19 protein-coding genes are annotated in these 19118 nt (G+C 43.6%); 10 read left to right on the forward strand and 9 right to left on the reverse strand.

Going from position 1 to position 19118, the window contains the following annotated elements:
* Position 1 precedes the first annotated feature (1 nt).
* Positions 2-1159 (forward strand): glycoside hydrolase family 76 protein, encoded by a 1158-nt coding sequence (locus SNE26_RS03840; RefSeq protein WP_321558052.1) that lies wholly within the window; start codon positions 2-4, stop codon positions 1157-1159.
* A 471-nt stretch (positions 1160-1630) separates the two neighbouring features.
* Positions 1631-1930 carry a GIY-YIG nuclease family protein gene (locus SNE26_RS03845; RefSeq protein ID WP_321558053.1) on the forward strand — a complete coding sequence of 100 codons (300 nt, stop codon included), beginning with the start codon at positions 1631-1633 and terminating at the stop codon, positions 1928-1930.
* Between the two features lie 188 nt (positions 1931-2118).
* On the opposite strand, the gene SNE26_RS03850 is transcribed toward SNE26_RS03845, so the two are convergent.
* From SNE26_RS03850 to SNE26_RS03870, 5 genes are all read right to left on the reverse strand, one after another.
* On the reverse strand, positions 2119-4026 hold the full coding sequence (locus SNE26_RS03850) for a DUF294 nucleotidyltransferase-like domain-containing protein (RefSeq protein WP_321558054.1): 1908 nt from the start codon (positions 4024-4026) through the stop codon (positions 2119-2121).
* Entirely contained in the window at positions 4010-4714 is a 705-nt protein-coding gene (locus tag SNE26_RS03855) for a 3'-5' exonuclease (RefSeq protein ID WP_321558055.1), read from the reverse strand. The genes SNE26_RS03850 and SNE26_RS03855 overlap by 17 nt, the downstream gene beginning before the upstream one ends.
* 150 nt (positions 4715-4864) lie before the next feature.
* Entirely contained in the window at positions 4865-5686 is an 822-nt protein-coding gene (locus SNE26_RS03860; RefSeq protein WP_321558056.1) for a DUF4249 domain-containing protein, read from the reverse strand.
* Positions 5687-5690: 4 nt separating this feature from the next.
* On the reverse strand, positions 5691-8354 hold the full coding sequence (locus SNE26_RS03865) for a TonB-dependent receptor (RefSeq protein WP_321558057.1): 2664 nt from the start codon (positions 8352-8354) through the stop codon (positions 5691-5693).
* 63 nt (positions 8355-8417) lie between these two features.
* Positions 8418-9410 (reverse strand): FecR domain-containing protein, encoded by a 993-nt coding sequence (locus SNE26_RS03870; protein WP_321558058.1) that lies wholly within the window; start codon positions 9408-9410, stop codon positions 8418-8420.
* Positions 9411-9586: 176 nt separating this feature from the next.
* On the opposite strand from SNE26_RS03870, the gene SNE26_RS03875 reads away from it, so the two are divergent.
* Positions 9587-10141 carry a dihydrofolate reductase family protein gene (locus SNE26_RS03875; protein ID WP_321558059.1) on the forward strand — a complete coding sequence of 185 codons (555 nt, stop codon included), beginning with the start codon at positions 9587-9589 and terminating at the stop codon, positions 10139-10141.
* A gap of 8 nt (positions 10142-10149) precedes the next feature.
* Here the strand turns inward: SNE26_RS03875 and SNE26_RS03880 are convergent, their stop codons facing one another.
* Entirely contained in the window at positions 10150-10788 is a 639-nt protein-coding gene (locus SNE26_RS03880; RefSeq protein WP_321558060.1) for an RNA polymerase sigma-70 factor, read from the reverse strand.
* Between the two features lie 140 nt (positions 10789-10928).
* On the opposite strand from SNE26_RS03880, the gene SNE26_RS03885 reads away from it, so the two are divergent.
* Positions 10929-11546, forward strand: coding sequence for a hypothetical protein (locus tag SNE26_RS03885; protein ID WP_321558061.1), 618 nt, complete (start codon positions 10929-10931; stop codon positions 11544-11546).
* 291 nt (positions 11547-11837) lie between these two features.
* Here the strand turns inward: SNE26_RS03885 and SNE26_RS03890 are convergent, their stop codons facing one another.
* Positions 11838-12149, reverse strand: a complete 312-nt coding sequence (locus SNE26_RS03890; protein ID WP_321558062.1) for a hypothetical protein — start codon at positions 12147-12149, stop codon at positions 11838-11840.
* 490 nt (positions 12150-12639) lie between these two features.
* Here SNE26_RS03890 and SNE26_RS03895 point away from each other — a divergent pair, with 490 nt between their 5' ends.
* Positions 12640-13110 (forward strand): nucleoside triphosphate pyrophosphohydrolase family protein, encoded by a 471-nt coding sequence (locus SNE26_RS03895; protein ID WP_321558063.1) that lies wholly within the window; start codon positions 12640-12642, stop codon positions 13108-13110.
* A 24-nt stretch (positions 13111-13134) separates the two neighbouring features.
* A complete protein-coding gene (rlmF, locus tag SNE26_RS03900) occupies positions 13135-14103 on the forward strand; it encodes a 23S rRNA (adenine(1618)-N(6))-methyltransferase RlmF (RefSeq protein WP_321558064.1) in 969 nt (322 codons plus the stop codon).
* 145 nt (positions 14104-14248) lie between these two features.
* On the opposite strand, the gene SNE26_RS03905 is transcribed toward rlmF, so the two are convergent.
* Positions 14249-15397, reverse strand: a complete 1149-nt coding sequence (locus SNE26_RS03905; protein WP_321558065.1) for a DUF5009 domain-containing protein — start codon at positions 15395-15397, stop codon at positions 14249-14251.
* 180 nt (positions 15398-15577) lie between these two features.
* Between SNE26_RS03905 and SNE26_RS03910 the strand changes: the two genes are divergently transcribed.
* The 4 genes from SNE26_RS03910 to SNE26_RS03925 all read left to right on the forward strand — a co-directional run bounded on the left by SNE26_RS03910 (position 15578) and on the right by SNE26_RS03925 (position 18392).
* Positions 15578-16255 carry a pseudouridine synthase gene (locus SNE26_RS03910; protein ID WP_321558066.1) on the forward strand — a complete coding sequence of 226 codons (678 nt, stop codon included), beginning with the start codon at positions 15578-15580 and terminating at the stop codon, positions 16253-16255.
* Positions 16256-16309: 54 nt separating this feature from the next.
* Positions 16310-16579, forward strand: a complete 270-nt coding sequence (locus SNE26_RS03915; RefSeq protein ID WP_321558067.1) for a hypothetical protein — start codon at positions 16310-16312, stop codon at positions 16577-16579.
* A 246-nt stretch (positions 16580-16825) separates the two neighbouring features.
* Positions 16826-18127, forward strand: a complete 1302-nt coding sequence (locus tag SNE26_RS03920) for a DEAD/DEAH box helicase (protein WP_321558068.1) — start codon at positions 16826-16828, stop codon at positions 18125-18127.
* A gap of 25 nt (positions 18128-18152) precedes the next feature.
* Positions 18153-18392, forward strand: a complete 240-nt coding sequence (locus tag SNE26_RS03925) for a DUF1456 family protein (RefSeq protein WP_243486578.1) — start codon at positions 18153-18155, stop codon at positions 18390-18392.
* 157 nt (positions 18393-18549) lie between these two features.
* Here SNE26_RS03925 and SNE26_RS03930 read toward each other — a convergent pair whose 3' ends face one another.
* On the reverse strand, positions 18550-19107 hold the full coding sequence (locus SNE26_RS03930; protein ID WP_321558069.1) for a CAP domain-containing protein: 558 nt from the start codon (positions 19105-19107) through the stop codon (positions 18550-18552).
* Positions 19108-19118 lie beyond the last annotated feature (11 nt).

The following is a 19118-nucleotide window of genomic DNA, read 5'->3' on the forward strand; positions in this document are numbered from 1 at the left end:
TATGAAAAATAAGCTATTCAATAACATAGCCAATGTTGCCCTTGTGGGCGCTATGGCCATGACTTTTTCATCGTGCTTAAAGGACAAACCTTTCCCGCTGTACGGAAATAAAGCTTCGGCAAAGGTGGAATATAAGTACGCCGAAACGGCAGATTCCTTACAGGAAAAAACATATACCACGTTCATATCAGCAAACGGGAATTACTTCGTAGCAAATAACGCGGGTAGCACCACCTTTAATTACTGGCCCAATGCCCATACGCTGGATGTTTTTACCGATGCCTACCTGCGCACCAATAATGATGTCTATAAGCAAAGAATGAGCTCGCTTTTGGCCGGGATTAAAACCACTAATGGCGGTCTTTCCAATAATTTTTATGACGATATGGAATGGCTGGATCTGGCAAACCTGCGCGCTTATAGTGCCACAAATGATGCCGCTTATCTTACAGCTGCCCACACGCTTTGGACAGACATCCAAACCGGCGAGAATAATAACCAGGGTGGCGGTATAGCCTGGCGCAAAAATCAGTTGGATTATAAAAACACACCTGCAAATGCACCTGCCATTATTTTTGCCGCCCGCTTATATGCGCTGGAAAAAAATGAGGCCGACCTCGCGACAGCAAAAAGATTATATACCTGGCTAAAGAAAACCCTGCTTGATCCTTCGGGTATTATCTGGGATGGCATAAACGCCAATGGCGACGGGCAGATCAGCAAGTGGAAGTTTACCTATAACCAGGGGATATTTATTGGCGCAGCACTGGAGCTCTATCATGTTACCAAAGATGCCGCCTACCTTACTGATGCTGTAAACACTGCCAATGCCACCATTAATGATACAGATATTTCACCCGGCGGGATCCTGAAATCGGAAGGACAGGGCGATGGTGGTTTGTTTAAGGGGATCCTGATCAGGTATCTTACATTACTGGCCCTTGATCAGGATGTTGCTGAAACCGATAGGACTAAGTTTATCAGCTTCCTCAAATTTAACGCCGAAACTTTGTACACAGCAGGTATCGAAAGGCCATCGCTTATGATCAGCCCGGATTGGAAAAAGCAACCATCGGGAACAACAGACCTTACTACCCAGTTAAGCGGTGTAATGATGGTTGAAGCCGCTGCTACTTTGAAGAAGGCAGGGAAGTTGTAAAATGCTATAATCTGTCGTCATGCCGAACTTGGCTCGGCACCCCACCAGAAAGGTATGCGATTTGCTTAGCATGTGGCTTAGCAAGTGTGGTGTTGAAACAAGTTCAACATGACGACAATTTTTTAATCATCGTCATGCCGCACTTGGCTCGGCACCCCACAACAAAGGTATGCGATTTGCTTAGCATGTGGCTTAGCAAGTGTGGTGTTGAAACAAGTTCAACATGACGACAATTTTTTAATTATGTCATGCCGAACTTGTTTCGGCACCCCACGAGAAAGGTAGTCGATTTGTTTAGCATGCGGCTTAGCAAGTGTGGTGTTGAAACAAGTTCAACATGACGACAATTTTTTAATTATGTCATGCCGAACTTGTTTCGGCACCTCATGTGCCGGGTCTGCAGCATGTAAAACAATGAGGTTTTGTTTTGAGTAAGGAATGTCTTAATTTGGCATAACTAACCCAATCACAATGCCAGATAAACAAGGTCATGTTTACATTATGACCAATGCCTATCGTACTACATTTTATATCGGCGTCACAAGCGATCTCCGTGCAAGAATTTGGCAGCATATTAATGGAGAAGGTTCATTATTTGTGAAGAAGTATCGCTTATATGACTTGGTTTATTATGAACACTTTCATAGAATAACCGATGCTATTGATAGAGAAAAGCAATTAAAGAATTGGCATAAGGATTGGAAAATCAACCTGATCAAATCTATTAACCCAACGATTAAGGATTTAAAGGAAGATTTGGAATTGGATTGATATTATCCGGTTGCTTAGCTCACGTGTTTCTTAGCACGCGGGGTGCCGAAACAAGTTCGGCATGACGTTAGATAAAACTCTTGTCATCCCGAACTTGTTTCGGGATCCCACGGGAAAGGTTGGTGCTTCTTTGCATGTGGGATGCCTAAACAAGTTCGGCATGACGGTGGATTAAATATACCATCCCCTTACCCAAACAAATTATTGGTAAACTCCAGCTTTATCCTTGTTTGAAAATTATCTATGGTTTTAAAAATCTCCTTTAAAGCTACTTTTTCAATTTTGGTGAGTTTATCGGGGTCGATGTAATTATCGGGTTCGGTGCGGTCCTGGATAATTTGGGAGGCCTGGTTGCGGAGGCGCAGGCCCATTAAAAAATAGTACGACTGGATTAACTCGTGAACCTCCTTTTCATTGAATACGTCTTTTTCTTTCAATGCCTTCAATCGCTCTCCCGTATTTACCTCAAAAATACGGTGACGCAGGGCATACATCCGCACCAGGTCAACAATTGGGGTCATTGATTTTTTAATGTCGAAAACCTCCTGGCTGCCTTTGGTAAAGGTTTTGATATTTTTGAAAAACGTGAGCGGTGGCTCGTACTGCAAAGCATTTTTAGCCATATGGAAAAAGATCTTACCCAAAGGTTTTTGTAGTTCTTCATCCAGAAACTCTTTCAGCTCGTCCATAATGCCGGCCTCGCCATACAGGTAACGGCAGTCAAAAAAAGTGGAGAACTGGATCACGGTTTCGGGCACAGCTTCGGTCATCCAGCTTTCGTAATTGCGTTTCCAGTGGGATAGGGAGTGTGTCCATTTAGGGTTTTGGGCCATGTAGCCGCCGGTGCAAAAACTAAAACCTATATGGTCCAGCTTTTCAGATACCTGCTGCGCAAAGCTCAGGAAATATTCGCGTACCTCTTCGCGGTGTTCATTGGCTTTATCTTCATAAATAATGGCGTTATCCTGGTCGGTTTTAAAGGTTTGTTCTTTACGGCCTTCGCTGCCAAGCACCATAAAAACAAATTTGGCGGGTGGCTGCCCCATGGTTGCAATAACGCTTTCAATTACCTTTATGGCAATGGTATCGGCAATGGTGGTGATTACCTGGTTCACAATTTCGGCGTTTACACCACGGCCAAGCAATTGTGTAACCATTTGCGGTACCGATTCCCATTTGCGCTTAAGCTCCTGTACTGAGATGGCCTGCTTAACCGACTGGATAAACACCAGGGGCGATTGCGCCTGCTCGGACAATAATTTATTCCTGCTAATGCTGCCTACAAACTCATCCCCGTTTTTGATGAGCAGGTACCGTGTTTTGGTGCGGAACATCATCAAAATAGCCTCGTATACATAAGCATTGGTGCTGATGCAAACGATAGGGTTATCCATGACACTGCCAACAGGCTGAGCAGTATCCGCCTGTTTGGAAACCACATTATCGCGCAGGGTAATATCGGTTACATAGCCTACAATTTTGGCTTGCTCATCGCGGATAAAAATGCAGCTCACCTTATGTTTAGCCATTAACCGGGCAGTTTCATAAACCGGTGTGCTTTGCGAACAGGAGACTATTTCGCGATACTCAATGCTTTCAATCTTGCGCGAGTACATTTGTTCGGAAGCTATATAGCTTTCCTCAAAAGTTGCCGGGCGCTTATAAAAATGGGCAAACTCATCATTGAGCATCCGTTTGCCAAAATCGGCAGTAAAGTATTGTACAAAATCCTCGTACGCTTTGCACAGCGACCGAAAATCTTTGCGATGCAAAAAGAAAACGGTGGTACCCTTTTTAGCAATCACCGTACGGATAGACTGCTTGCGATTAAGCAATACCGAAATACCGCCATAGCAGTAGCCCGAATAATGATGCTCCAGCAAACGTTTGTTTTGCTGACTATCATAAAAAAAGGATTCATACTCGCCTTCGGCTATGATATCCACGCCGCGCATTTTGGTTACTTCCTGCTGGTAGATAACCGTGTCCTTACTATAGCGGATCTCCTGCAACTGGTCGGCAACCTGTTCAAGTACCTCGGCAGGGAGCAGGTTAAAAGGGGATACTTTACTTAAAAAATCAAGACGTTGAACCATATAACCAAAAAGCTATGATGATGATCAATATTAAAACGATGGCTGCGGGTAAAAGGTATTTTTTTTCGGAGCGGATCTTTTGCAGGTAAACTTCCTGGTGTGCTACGCTCTCTTCGGTAATGTCGCCGCGTTTCAGCATTTCAAAAAAGCATTCGGCAGTAGCCTCGGCATCTTCAAGGGCATTGTGCTGCCTGTCGAATGTTTTGTTAAACAGTACCTCGTACAACTGGTTTAGCCTTAAATACTTGGTCTGCGGATTTTGTACCCATTTGGTGGTAGCCAGCATAGTACAAAAGGTTTTTAAATTTTGAAGCGGGTTGACGATCCCTGTGCGGTAAAACTCAACGCCGGCCACATTCAGGTCAAGTTCAATAAAGTGGCCTATTACCAATGGTTCATATTCAAGCAGATCATTGGCCAGCATAGTCATTACATCCCTGCGCCATTCGCCGTGCTCAACCAAATACTCCTGTGTAAGGCCATGAACAGCATATGCTTTTGGACTGATGGTAAAGTCATTATCCTTAATATAATGATCTTCGCGCTTTATCTCTGTCATGTTGTTGGTGTAAACAATCCATGACACCTGCAGCGCATAAGGCCAGTTGTCGTTATCGCAATAGGGGAGGTCCCACTTTTTGGGCAGGCCGGAAGTTTCGGTATCTATGAATAAAAGGTAATCTTGCACATGCTAAATTTATGAATTTATTTGAATGATGGTAACAGGCAGCAAATTCCCCTGGGAGAAAAAAAGCGATTTAAATAAGAAACACCCGCTTTGGGCGAGTGTTTCTTAAATGATTTACATACAAAACTCCCTCTTTAAGGGGCTGGGGGCTCATGGCGCTGTCAAAGTCTTCCTCTCCACCGTATGCACGCTAAAATAGCCCAATGCGCCGCCTTTAATATTAGTTAATGGATTTGCCGGGGCGGCGTTATTGCCATCGCCGTTGGCGCTGTTACTGAGGCTGTAAAAGTATTTGTACACGGCCTGGTCAATACTCATCATTTCGATGGTTACCTCATTACCGGGGCGGATGTCCCTTGCAGGGTTGTCGTTACTGTTGTCAAACCGCAGGTTGTTGTTCACTTCCTGCCCGTTGGTAAATTCGTCGTCTTCCAGCATAATTGTTTCTTCTTTGCGGCCGTTTACATATTGTACAAAGCGGTAATAGTTTTTGGTAGCTATAGGGTCGTCATATCGAACGGTAACATATTTGCGCGGGGTGCCGTCCTTGTTATTTTCAAGCTCGTCTTTAACCAGGTAAATACTATCTAAAGGAACAGCGGGATGCATTAAGCAACTTGAAGTGAATGTTTTGCCATCAATATTCACACTAAGCTGATAGGTATGGCCGGAGGTGCCTGTTAAAGTACTGTTTTGGTAAATGCCGGTACTTGTAGCTGTAAGCGGGTAAACATTGTTATTGTCGTCGGCAATGGTAACGATAGCGCCGCTTATGCCATTGAAATCATTATTATCGGTGAAGTTTTTGGTTTTACTTAATAATACTTTGCAGCCGCCGGCCTGGTTGGTTAATACACCTTCAACCACATATTGCGGGGTGGTGTCTTTCAGTTTCAGGTCGATGGCTTTTTCGCAACTGCTTAATGCTGCTGCAAAAAGCATAATGGTTATATATTTTATAGTGTTTTTCATCGGCTTAAAATTTAAAGTTATAGGTAACCGAAGGTACAAAGGTGAACAGGGTAGTACGTACGGCTTCAGTACGGCTTGCATCGGTTTTATTATCGCGGAAAAATATGCGGTAAGCGTTAGGGTTGCCGTAAGCATTATAAAGACTGAAGGTTAAATCAGATTGAAACTTCGCCGTTTTTTTGAGTTGTCGGGTGGCCCCCAGGTCTAAGCGGTGGTAGGCCGGCATCCTGTCGGCATTGCGGTTGGTATAGTAGTAATAAGTTACGCCGTCAACCTGGTATTTGCCGCTCGGGAAGGTCACGGCATCGCCGGTATAATACACAAAATTGGCCGAGAATGTCCATTTTTCGCTTGCTTTATACATGGCTACAATGGCAATGTCATGGGTACGGTCCTGCCTGGCATTGTACCATTGGTTGTTATTGATGCCATCAATCATCCGTTCAGATTTTGACAGCGTATAGCTGATCCAGCCGCTAAGCCTGCCGGTTTTCTTCTTCAGTAAAAACTCGGCACCATAGGCGCGGCCTTTTCCGAAAAGCAATTGTGTTTCTATCGGCTGGTTGGTGAACACATTGGCGCCATTGCGGTAATCTATCTGGTTTTGCAGCTTTTTATAGTAGCTTTCAACGGTAAATTCATAGTTATGATCGTTGAAGTCTTTGTAGTAGCCTACAGAGAACTGGTCGGCAAGTTCGGGTTTGATGAGGTTGGTGCTTGCTACCCATTTATCTGTTGGCGAACCCGAATTAGAGTTGGAGATCAAATGCAGGTTTTGCGCATTACGGGCGTACGATGCCTTTATAGAGCTTACGTCATTTAGCTGGAAAGCTGCTGCAATGCGGGGCTCGGGGTTAACATAGGTTTTTACCTCCTGGCCGGAAGTGTAATGTTTAGAGCCCACAATGTTCCCATCAGCATCAATATCATAATAATCGCCCGGACCAAGTATGGTAAAGGCCGACAGGCGTACACCATAAGTTAATGTAAAGCGGTCGGTTGCTTTCCATGTGTTGGTAACATAAGCAGCGTTTTCAAGGGCGTACCTGTTTTGCAGGCTTTGTGAGATAACGCCGGAGTTACCTGTGGCCGAAATTTCGCCCGGTTTAATGGTATGGTAAATGCTGTTTACACCAAAGCTGATGGTGTTTTTGCCGCCGGCATACCATTGCATGTCTTCCTTAAAGTTGAAATCGCGGATCTGTGAATAAATATTGTATTCGTTCACATCCTGTTTAATGTTAAGCTTGTAATCGTAATTGCTGTAAATGAGCGAGGTGTTTGAAAATAGCTGACTGTTAAAAATATGGTTCCAGCGCAGGGTAGCCGTGGTATTGCCCCAGTTAATGCCGGCTATATCGGCAGCCTTAAGCACATCCTTGCCAAAATATCCTGAAACAAACAACCGGTCTTTATCCCCTAAAACATAATTGGCCTTGGCGTTTACATCATAAAAATAAAGCTGGCTGTTTTTGGCTATGCTATCTTTAGATAGTTTTAAAAATACATCTGCATATGTTCTTCGGGCCGAAATCAGGAAAGATGATTTGCCTTTTTGAATAGGCCCTTCGGCGTTGATGCGCGCTGCGATAAGGCCGATGCCGCCGCTTACACCAAACTTTTGGTTGTTACCATCGTTCATTTTTATATCCAGTACGGATGAAAGCCTGCCGCCGTATTGCGCGGGCATATCGCCTTTATAAATATTGATGTTCTTGATGGCATCCGAGTTAAAGGTGGAGAAAAAACCCAGCAGATGCGATGCATTGTATACGGGCGCTTCATCCAGCAGGATCAAATTTTGATCGGTTGCACCGCCGCGGACAAAGAACCCGCCGCTGCCTTCCCCGGCAGATTTGATGCCCGGCAGCAATTGGATGGTTTTGATCACATCGCGCTCACCAAGCAGCACGGGAATGTTTTTGGTTTCCTGGATGCTAAGGTGCTCAACGCCCATTTGCGGGCTGGCCAGGTCGCGTGCGCCGGCAGGCGCTGCTTTAACGGTTACTTCCTGCAATTGCTGGGCATTGTCTTCCAGCTCAATATTTAAACGAAGGTTACCGGCTAATGATACCGGAACAACTGCGGCTTTTTGCCCCATGGCGGTTACCAAAAGCTCGTGGTCGCCGGCAGGCAGCGTGAGCGAATAAAAACCGTATTCATTACTGGATGTACCCGCGTTTGCACCGGCAACCCTGATGCTTGCCCCGATGATTGTTTCGCCGGTTTGTTTTGATTTAATGGTGCCGCTTACGGTGTATTTTCCGTCTGCCGGGGCGGCTGCCCGCTTTTTTGTCTTAGTCTCATCATATTTGATCAGTACTTCATTATCCAGCACCGTAAAACTAAAGGGATGCGAGGCGAGGGCTTTGCGTAATACATCGCCTAAAGATTGATTTTGGGCGTTGACACTGATCTTAACCGTGCTTTTGGCAACAGTTTCGTTATAGGTGAACCTTACGCCGCAGGCAGCCGTGATCTTATCCAAAGCCTGTTTAAGCGGTTCGTTATTGATACTGATAGTAAGGGGTTTATCTAAAGGCCCCTGGGCTTGGGCATTGCTTAGCGCTATCATTAAAAATAACAACATGCAGAGTGCCGTTCGGAAGGGTATTCGCGTTATTTCGCAAATCAGCATGGAGGGCCATGCCGGTCTGTTGGTTTTCATAGTTGCTTTAAATTGTTGGTGTGGTTTTTTATCCTTTAGGGATGATGTTTTAGAATGAAAAGGTTAATTGTTGGATGATAAAGGTTGCAGGAAATATTGGTCTTCGACCCGCTTCCAGCGAAGGTCCATCACGGCGCAAAGTTTATTAAACGTTTTGTCGATAGGCTCATTCGTGTTAATATGACCATAAAAGCCTTTTTGGGTGATATCCGGCGCAAGGTTCATGCGGATACCATACTGATGCGACAGGTCGTCAACCACGGTTTGCAGGGAGGCCCCGTCATAACTGAACAAACCGGTACGTTGTGAAAGGAATTTTGAGGCATTGGGATAATTTTCCTTAATTAACGATCTGTCGGTTTTGTTATACACTGCCCGTTGGTTAAGTACCATGATGGCTTGCCGGCTTTTGGGCAGGTTATGCTCCTGTACCGCCACCTTTCCGCTGATAACCGTAACTTCGGAGATGATCTGGTCGGGATAGGCTTTAACATTAAAGCTGGTACCCAATACCACGGTTTTAAGCTGTCCCGATTGGATAACGAAAGGGTGGTCCTCGTCATGTACTACATCGAAAAACGCTTCGCCCTCCAGCTTTACCAAACGCTCCCTGGTCCTGAATTTGTTGGGGTAGCTAATCCGGCTCCCGGGACTAAGCCAGATCCGGGTACCATCGGGCAAGCTGATTTGCCGGTGTTTGCCCGGAGCCGTAACCAGCTCAACCTGCTTGGCAGGATCAATAACTTCCAATACCTGGTTTTTGTAAAGCGCGGCAAACGTAATCAGCAATACTACAGCCGCTGCAGCAGCTATGTTTCGCCATAAGGTAATTACCTTACGCGCAGGTTGCCCCGGTGTTTCCATTTGTGCGGTTATCTTGCTCAAAATACTTTCCCGCAGCTGTTCGGGGTTTTGGTATTTTGAAGCCGATAACAATACTTCTTCATCGCTAAAGTTGGCATACCAGGCATCGAGCCAGGCTTTTTCGTCAGCACTGATGGTGCCTTGTTTTAACTTATGAGCAAGCTCCTTTACGTTGTAGGTGTTGTTTTCCATTGTAACTGATCTTTCAACCTTTTGCACATATAGTCAGTGATGAAAGCAGATACCCTTAGTGAAAAATGAAAAATATTTACCGTTATCGTTTTTTCTTTTTGGTGAGATAGAAATCTGTATAAGTTATGTAGGTTGAAATTTACTAATTTTAAAAAAAGCCAATTAAAACCAATCAAATGAGAAAAGTAATCTACGGCATTAACCTGAGCTTAGATGGTTGCTGCGACCACACCAAATTTAGCGGCGGCAAGGATATATTAGAGTATTTTACCCTACTTATGGATGGTGTAGACCTGATTGTATACGGACGTAAAACCTTCGAACTAATGGTTCCGTATTGGCCGGATGCAGCCAAAGATCCTATATCAACCAAAGAGGAAAAAGAATTTGCACAGGCATTTGATAGTATTGAAAAACTCGTTTTCTCCCGGACGCTGACCGGTACTGACGATAAAAACTCGCGAATTACTCAGGCAAACCCTGGAGATGAGATCCGCAAACTGAAACAACAGACCGGTGGTAATATTTCGATAGGAGGTGTGAACCTGCCCTTACAACTCATTGAACTTGGTTTGGTTGATGAGTTCCATTATGTTATACATCCCGTAATTGTAGGCGAGGGGAGAAGTTTGCTGGAAGCTGCAGGTTTAAAGGGAAATGTAGGCTTAAAGCTAATTGAATCAAAGATCCTTGAATCGGGCTGTGTCGCGCTTCATTATGTTAAAAATTGAAGCATATGTTAACTGAGGAGTAAAATTAGCACCGGCAGAGAAATACCCAGCGATTGCCTTAACGAACTTAATGCCTTTGACATGTGTGCTTCTACCGTTTTTTGCGTGATCCCTAATGCTGCAGCTATTTCGGCATAGGTTTTATTTTCATCACGGCTAAGCAGGAAAACGATGCGGCATTTCTCGGGTAGCTGACTGATGCTGTGGTCGAGCCGTTCGCGCAATTCTTTTTCCTCCAGCCATTGAGTGGTGCTGTCGTCTGTTTCGGGCGAGGTAAAAGCGAGTTCATCCAGGTGCTGTTGTTTTCTGTACTGGCGATCGAGATGATTGATCACCTTGTATTTAACCGCTACCGAAAGATAGGTAGCCATTGTATGGGTTAACTTAAGGCTTGCCCGGCGCTGCCAGATGCTTAAAAATACTTCCTGAACCACTTCTTCGGCCTCATGCTCATCATCTAAACGATGGTAAGCTACCGCAAAGGTTTTATCCCAGTACCGGTTATACAGCTCGGTGAAAGCATCGCGGTTGTCGCGGGCCATCAATTGTAATAACTGGTCGTCTGTGTGGGTTTTCGGTAGATTGGGGATAGGCATGTTTACATTTTTCGCGCCGGAGCTAACGTTGACTTCAGCAGAGCGTTTCAAAGTTAGAGTTTTAGCCCGGGTAAATGTTACGTTGAATTTCAATTTTGTAAACGCAAATTACCTTGATTTTGGTATGGGTAATCAAAGTACGGGGTTAAGATCCTGTTTGGATTTGTATATTTAACAGTCACAATTTAAAAATGGTCAGAAACAAAACCCTGCTTCCGGGTGCACTAATACTTTTTGTATTAATTAATACGAGCTATTATTGGGAAGGCATGCTCGGAGGATGGAACATGCTTTTGTTCCCGGTATGCGTATTGACACTCCTGGTGCTTTTTGTAAGCCTGCTTGTTCAATTTTATCGTATTATACGTAACCGGTTTAAAAACAGATCAGTGGTTTGGACAACAGGTATTGCTGCGCTTTTGTTATCACTTATTGTATGGCAGCCTTATGGGATCATTAATTTTGAAAGCCTTGAAGATAAAGATGTTTTAATTGCTTTTAATGAAGGTGTGGCCAATTGCACAACTACCCTTAAGTTAAAAGAGAACAAAACTTTTTATATAAGATCGGTTTGTTTTGGCATAGATAAAGAGGGTGGAACCTACACGCTGAATAATGATACCATAAAGCTCAATTTTTCGTCTTACAGGCCTAAATACAAATTTGCTGTATTTAAAAAAAGGGATAAAGAAAAAGTACTGTTTTATGATTTATACCTGTATCAATCAGCGGGCGATACTTTGCCTTATCCTCTTGCAATTAAAAAAAATCTGCTTTTAAATAATAGCGCTAAGTTCTCTGCAAAATAAAAAAGGTCGCCCCATAATCGGGGTAACCTGTATCGAATCGGTCAGTTAATTATTTAAAATGTAAAGCCTACCCGGGCAAAAAAGCGCGGCCGTTTTCGCCCATCTGAACGGCATCAAACGGGACCGAAGGTTCATTGTTATAAGCCCATCTTTAGTTCTTCTTATACTGACATAATCCAGATGCTTATTGATTAGGCATCAGTAATAATTACAAAAAGCCAATTATTAAGGTAATAAACACTTAATAATTGGCTTTCCTGGATTTAAGAAACGAAATATTTTGTGGTACTATTAAGCAGTTGGTTCAGCTTCGGTAGCTTTAGCTTTTTTGCTTGCGGGTTTAGTTTCAGTGACAGTATCACCTTTTTTCTCTTTTTTTACTTTTGGCTCGGCAGGTGCGGCATGTACTTCAGGGCTTAATTTAGCCGCCAACGTTTTTGCCAGGTTTTTTGCAGCTTTGTCGATAGCCTTTTTAGCTTTGCTGGTATCAGGACCAAATTCGCTTACCAGGGTTTCAATCTGGATCACTAATTTTTCTTTTAATTGTTTTTTAAGAACTTTACGGGCTTGCTTGGTAGCGGCTTTATCTTTTATATTTTTCATGTGAATGGATTAGAAAATCGATTGAAGCGGAGTTTTTTCTGCGCGATGCAAAGTTAGGTTAATATAATGTGTTTTTAATATTATGTTTATGTTAACAATTGCTATTTATGTTAACTTTTTATTAATTGATAATCAGCGCTATTAAGTGTTGCTGCTTTATTTATTGTTCTGTTTATAAGCTCGGCTCTTAATACCCGTTGCACAGCGAAATCGCTTTTAAATAATTGTGATTATTAGAAGAAATCGCAGAGAAGAATTTTCACACGAATTACCTTGCAGGTATGCCACAATTAATCGAATTAAAATTCTTTCTATATTAAACATTCGTGTAATTCGATTAATTCGGAAAAATTAGTGTGTAATTTCGCTTATCTGCTTTTAATTCTTCTACAATGTTTTAAACGCGATTTCCCTGACGCGTTGCACTAATTTTTTGAAAGCCTTCGGGTTAATTCTTAACTTAGCCGTTTATTTATCGCCCTACAACAACATGATCAAAGATTTAAGTGCATTAACCCAGGTAGCCGAATTTCATACCACTTTTAAACACCCTATAATTGAAAAACCTGCAATACCCTCAAAAGCACGCTGCGATCTGCGTATCGAACTTATTGCCGAAGAATTAAAAGAGCTGCAGCAGGCCGTTAATGACAATAACATGGTTGAAGTAGCTGATGCCCTTTGCGATTTGCAATATGTATTATCAGGTGCGGTACTTGAATTTGGCCTTGGCTCAAAATTTAAAGAGTTGTTTGATGAAGTGCACCGCTCCAACATGAGCAAAGCCTGCAAAACAGTTGAAGAGGCCGAAAAAACTATCGAACATTATAAAAATACGGCCGATACGGATGCGTACTATAAAGAGATAGACGGCTTGTACCTGGTGTACCGCACATCTGATCATAAAACATTAAAATCTATTAATTATTCGCCTGCCGATCTGAATGGCATTGTAGGTTAATCATAAACTAAAAACACTATTCCTTTGCCAGCACAAGAATCCAACCAGCCCGAGGCTAAAAACAATATGCACCCGCGTAATAAACACCGCGAGGGGTATGATTTTAAAGCATTGATAAAAGCCACACCTGCCTTGAGGCCATTTGTGCGTACCAATGAGTATGATAATTTTACCATTAATTTTGCCGATCCGGAAGCAGTGAAAACGCTTAATAAGGCATTGCTGCAACATCATTACGGTATAAGCCACTGGGATATCCCCGAAGGTTTTTTATGCCCGCCTATACCGGGCCGTGCCGATTATATCCACTACGCGGCCGATCTGCTTGCTTCTGTTAATAACGGTGTTGTACGTAAAGGCAGGAGAGTACGTGTGCTTGATATTGGGGTAGGTGCTAACCTGGTTTATCCTATAGTAGGTTTCAAAGAATATGGCTGGAACTTTGTTGGTTCCGAGCTCGACCTGGAGGCTATGGCATCGGCAAAAAGTATTGTTGAACAAAACAGCCAGTTAAAGGTTGCTGTTGAATTGAGGCAGCAAAGCAAAAAGGCAGATATATTTAAAGGGATCATTAAACCCGGCGAGTTATTTGATCTTACCATTTGTAACCCGCCATTTCACGCTTCGGCAAAAGAGGCTGCTGCCGGTTCGGCCCGTAAATGGGATAACCTGGGTTTACGAAAGGATAAACAACCTATACTTAATTTTGGCGGCCAAAATACCGAATTGTGGTATCCCGGCGGCGAAGCCGCATTCCTGAAACTGATGGCTGCGCAGAGCAAGGCTTTTGAAAAACAGGTTTTATGGTTTACCACGCTGGTTTCAAAAAAAGAAAATCTCAGGATCTTATATAATGCCCTTCAAAAAGAAGGCGTAAAAGCTGTGCAAACCATCAATATGTCGCAAGGCCAAAAGGTAAGCCGAATTATGGCCTGGACTTACTTAACGCCGGAGGAACAGCAAGTTTGGAATAAACAGAACCTTGATTTATAGGATTTTAGGATATTATTGATGTCTGAGAACCTCGATTTATAGGATTGGAAGATTACACAAAATCAGAGTCATGACGAACAGGATTTTAGGATAGCCCTTGTTTTTAATTCATGGTCATCCTAAAATCCTTCTGATCATGGTTCCTTTATACTCTCAAAAATGTTTTCTTTGTATACAAATAATACAAAAACACCCATTTTACCATCACAAAGCAAATAGCCATCGCCACAATGTTATATGGATCGCCAACTAACTGGGCTATCCATCCAAAAAAGCCTTCGGTAGTATAACTCCATTTAATAAAGTGGCCCGAAATATAAATCAGGATGGAGTTCATGCCTATCACCCTGAAATAAAATGCCCATTTCTGATAGCCTTTTACATCAATGACATAATAAAATAAGGCCATCAGCAATAAACTTAAACCGCCTACATGGAGCACAAATGAGCTTGTCCATAGGTTTTTATTGATCGGGAAATCAAGGTTCCAGATCTGGGCGAGAATAAGGAAGATCACACCCACAACAGCCATGGTAGCTACTTTGCGCATTTGGGTAATACCGCCTTTTTTAAGCAGCAGGCCGGTAAGGATGCCTAATATGCCGGTGCTGATAGCCGGAATGGTTGAAAAAAGTCCCTCAGGATCGTGGATGCCCAAATACAATCTGCCCGGTAGTATGCTGCGGTCAACATATGAAGCAAAGTTGCCTTTCATGGTCAGGTCGCCCATAGGGAAGCCCGGGGCCGAAGTAAACTTAAGCAGCAGCCAGTAGCCGATGATGAAAAAGCCGAACCAAAACATCTGCCAGCGCTCGGTACTGTACAGGTAAATGATGTTGGCAAACATATAAGCGATACCGATACGGCCCAATACGCTGGGGAAGCGGATTTCTGAAACAGGCATAATTTTTAATCCGTTGTTTACTACCAGGCCGAGCAATACTAAAATAAAAGCCCGTTTTATAACACGGAGCAGTAATTGCCGACGTGTTTTGCCCTTTTCCAGTTCGCGCCCAACTGAAAATGGAGTTGATACGCCTGCCATAAACAGGAACAGCGGGAAAATAAGGTCATACAGGTGAAAACCATTCCAGTCGGGATGGGTGAACTGGTTGGCAATAGCGCCCCAGAAAGGTGAGCCGGTAGCTTTGGCCATGCCGTGGAAGATCTCTTCGCCGCCCATGATCCAAAACATATCAAATCCCCGGAGGGCATCCAACGAAAATAAACGGGTGCGGGCCGCGTTAATGTCGTCGGCCTGTTTAGCACTTGCCTGGTTTGCTGTGGTAGCCATTAGTTTAATTGTATTTTTAGGTGTGAACTAAAGATAGGAAAAGCAATACTATTTAAAATTATTTTTTTACATCAATAACTTTTAAAAGCTGTTTAAAAAGGTTTTGTGAGGTATTTTAATGTAGAGATCAGAAATAAAACCAAAATGCTGCCGTAAATTCGCAGCCTTGTAATTATGTCCATGTTAGAGATCATATACCGCGACGAGCACCTGATTGCCATCAACAAGCCTCATGGATTGCTGGTACACCGGTCGGCCATAGCAGCCGATGCTTCAGAGTTTGCCCTGCAATTGCTCCGCGATCAAATTGGCATGAAAGTTAACCCAGTTCACCGTATCGACCGTAAAACCGGGGGGATCCTGCTTTTTGCTTTTAATAAAGAGGTAGAGATTGCCATGCAAAAAGCGTTTATGGAAAACCAGGTGAGCAAGAAATACCTGGCCATAGTAAGAGGCCACACGCCTGATGCAGAAGATATAGATTATCCGCTGCGTAAGGAGAACGGGACTTTGCAGAACGCATTTACCAATTACACTACCCTTAAAAGAGCCGAACTTGATATCGCCTTTGGTAAACACCCTACCTCAAGGTATTCATTGCTCGAGGCTGTGCCCACAACCGGGCGTATGCACCAAATACGCAAGCACCTGAGCCATATTTTTCACCCCATTATTGGCGACCGCACCCATGGCTGCAACAAACAGAATAAGCTTTTTTTAGAGCAATGGGAAATGACAACCATGCTGCTGCATGCCTCGCAGTTAACTTTTAAACACCCTGTAACCGGCGGGGAAGTAACAATCAAAGCTGCGTTGCAACCCGAATTTACCCGGGTTATGGCAATCATGGGCTGGTAGGCCAACCTTTAAGTAATTATTTAAACAAAACGGGCTTAATATTGTAGTTGATACATGGAAAAGTCGGTGATTTATGATCTGGATACCGAAGATGGTATACGCCAGATCAGCATTGAAGCGGTACACCAGCTGATACCCGGTACACATGTGTATGTCACCGGTGTATTTAGGTTAAGCGAAGGGGAAACAGATCTTGGAGATATTGTTTTTGACGATAAAATGCACGAATGGGAATATACCTGTATGGGAAACCTAAGCCATCGGGAAGCTAAAAAGGTTGCAAGGTTTATCAAGCATAATTTTAAAACGGAGATAGCGGAATAAGGAACTAAAGCAAAAAATCCCCTCTTGAGAGGGGGCGCGGAGGAATGAGCGTTAGCAGGGGTGTGTTTCTGCGGTTGGTTTATCAAAGCAGAAACACACCCCTGCACCCGTCTCAAGAGGGGAATCGCATATTCCCCCGCTTTTTACCTCTTAAGCTAACCCTCCGGTTGATAGCTGCCTAAACCAACACCGGTAATCAGCTCCAATAATTTTTACCGTATCTTTGCCCCTCAACAAAAACAAACCATGATTGATCAGGCATTGAGTAACCTCGGCATAACTGCCCTTAATCCGATGCAGCTTGCCGCGCTTAGTGCCGCTAAAAAAGGCGATGTGATCCTTTTATCACCTACAGGTTCGGGGAAAACGCTTGGTTTTTTACTGCCTTTGCTTAACCTGCTCGATGCCGGTATAACTACAGTACAAGTAATGATCCTGGTACCATCGCGTGAGCTTGCCCTGCAAATTGAGCAGGTTTGGAAATCTATGGGTACTGGATTTAAGATCAATTGCTGTTATGGCGGCCATGCCGTAAAAATTGAACGCAATAATCTTTCGCATCCGCCTGCAGTTTTGGTTGGTACGCCAGGCCGGATCGCCTTTCACCTGCGCGAAGAAAATTTTAGTACTGATACTGTACGTACGCTCATTCTTGATGAGTTTGATAAGGCGCTTGAGTTCGGTTTCCAGGAAGATATGACTTATATCATCAGGCAACTGCCCGCAGTTAAAAAGCGGATATTGACTTCGGCCACAAAAATGAATGAGATCCCGGATTTCACAGGTATTGTTAAACCTGTTGAGGTGAACTTTTTAAGTAATGTTACTTCGGCACCTGATATTAAACAGAAGGCGGTGATATCCGAAGCTGCCGATAAGCTTGATGCGCTGTTTGCCCTGATCTGTAAAATAGGAAACAAAGCAACCCTGGTGTTTTGTAACCACCGTGAAGCGGTTGACAGGATTAGCGAGTTACTTTGGTATAAAGGGCTGGAACATGATGTTTTTCACGGAGGGATGGAGCAGGACGACCGTGAACGGGCCCTGTTAAAATTCAGGAACGGAAGCCACAGGTTGCTGATCACCACCGATCTGGCTTCGCGCGGGCTGGATATCCCTGAGATAGAATATGTGGTGCATTACCAGCTGCCGCATAATGAGGAGGCTTTTTTACACCGTAACGGCCGCACGGCGCGCATGAATGCCAAAGGCACATCATACCTGATGTTAACGCCAGATGAAAAGTTGCCATACCTAAAGCAATTGCCCGAGATTGAGGAATTGCCCGAAAAGCTGATCTTTCCACCAGCATCGCCATGGGTTACTTTGTACATAGCCGCCGGCAAAAAGGATAAGGTTAATAAAGTGGATATTGTAGGCCTGCTGCTAAAAAAAGGCGGCCTGGCAAAGGAGGACCTTGGTTTGATAGAAGTGCTTGACTACTCATCCTACGCTGCCATTAAACGCGATAAGATAGAAGGCGTAGTAAAACAGGTAAAGGCCGAAAAAATTAAAGGCAAAAAGGTGAAGATGGAAATTTCGAGGTAATTTTGTTTATTAAAAGAAGAATACTATGAGTAATAACGATATCATGAAAAAGCTGCGGGTGGCTATGAAATTTACTGATGATGATATCATCAAGGTTTTAGAGCTTGTCAACTTCAGGATTACCAAAGCCGAGATTGGCGCTATATTCCGTGCTGATGATCACCCCAACTTTAAACCCTGCGGCGATCAGATCCTGCGTAATTTTCTGAACGGCCTGATTATCTACAAACGCGGCCCAAGGGAGCCAAAACCGAAAGCAGAATAATCTGAACCGGGATTTGGGGGGATTTTTTGGATTAATTGGATTTGATTTGCAATTCGAAAATCTTAATAATCCTCAAATCCCGAAAATCATGGTTCTGAAAAAGTCTGCAAGCGGACAGGTTAATCTTGCCTTCCGAAAAAAACTATAAAATCCCGGTTCAATGCCCTTCCACAGGCTTTTCCTGTATTAGCCTGTATCTCCCTGATTTAATCAACTTTTGTTGCTGAGCCGAAAATGATGTTCTGCCCCCAAAATCCTGTACCCAGTAGGTTTTATATTCAGCCACACCGACTTCTTTAAAATCGGGGTTCATGAGATTACGGCAATGGCCCTCGCTTTTAAACCAGCCGGCCATCACTTCTGCAATGCTTTGCTGGCCCTGTGCAATGTTTTCGCCTATGGCAAAACTTTTGAACCCTTTAAATTTATAACCGGCGTAAACAATACGGTCTTCCATGCTGCGCCCGTCTTTACTATCGTGACTAAAATAGCTTTTGCGGGCCATGTCTTTAGCGTGGCCTATGGCTGCGTCTTCCAAATCATTATTCCAGGTGAGGGGAGGGGCCGGTGGGAAATATTTGCTGCCGCAATTGCAGCCCTTTTGCCGGGTAGCGTTAATGCTGTTTAAAAACTCGGTCCTGAATTGTTTGCTGCTTTGGCTGTAGGCATTCGCAAACCAAAACAATGCAGCAAATAATACTATCAATTTTTTCATCTTAGTGCTTT

This window comes from Mucilaginibacter sp. cycad4 (genome assembly GCF_034263275.1).
GTDB lineage: Bacteria > Bacteroidota > Bacteroidia > Sphingobacteriales > Sphingobacteriaceae > Mucilaginibacter.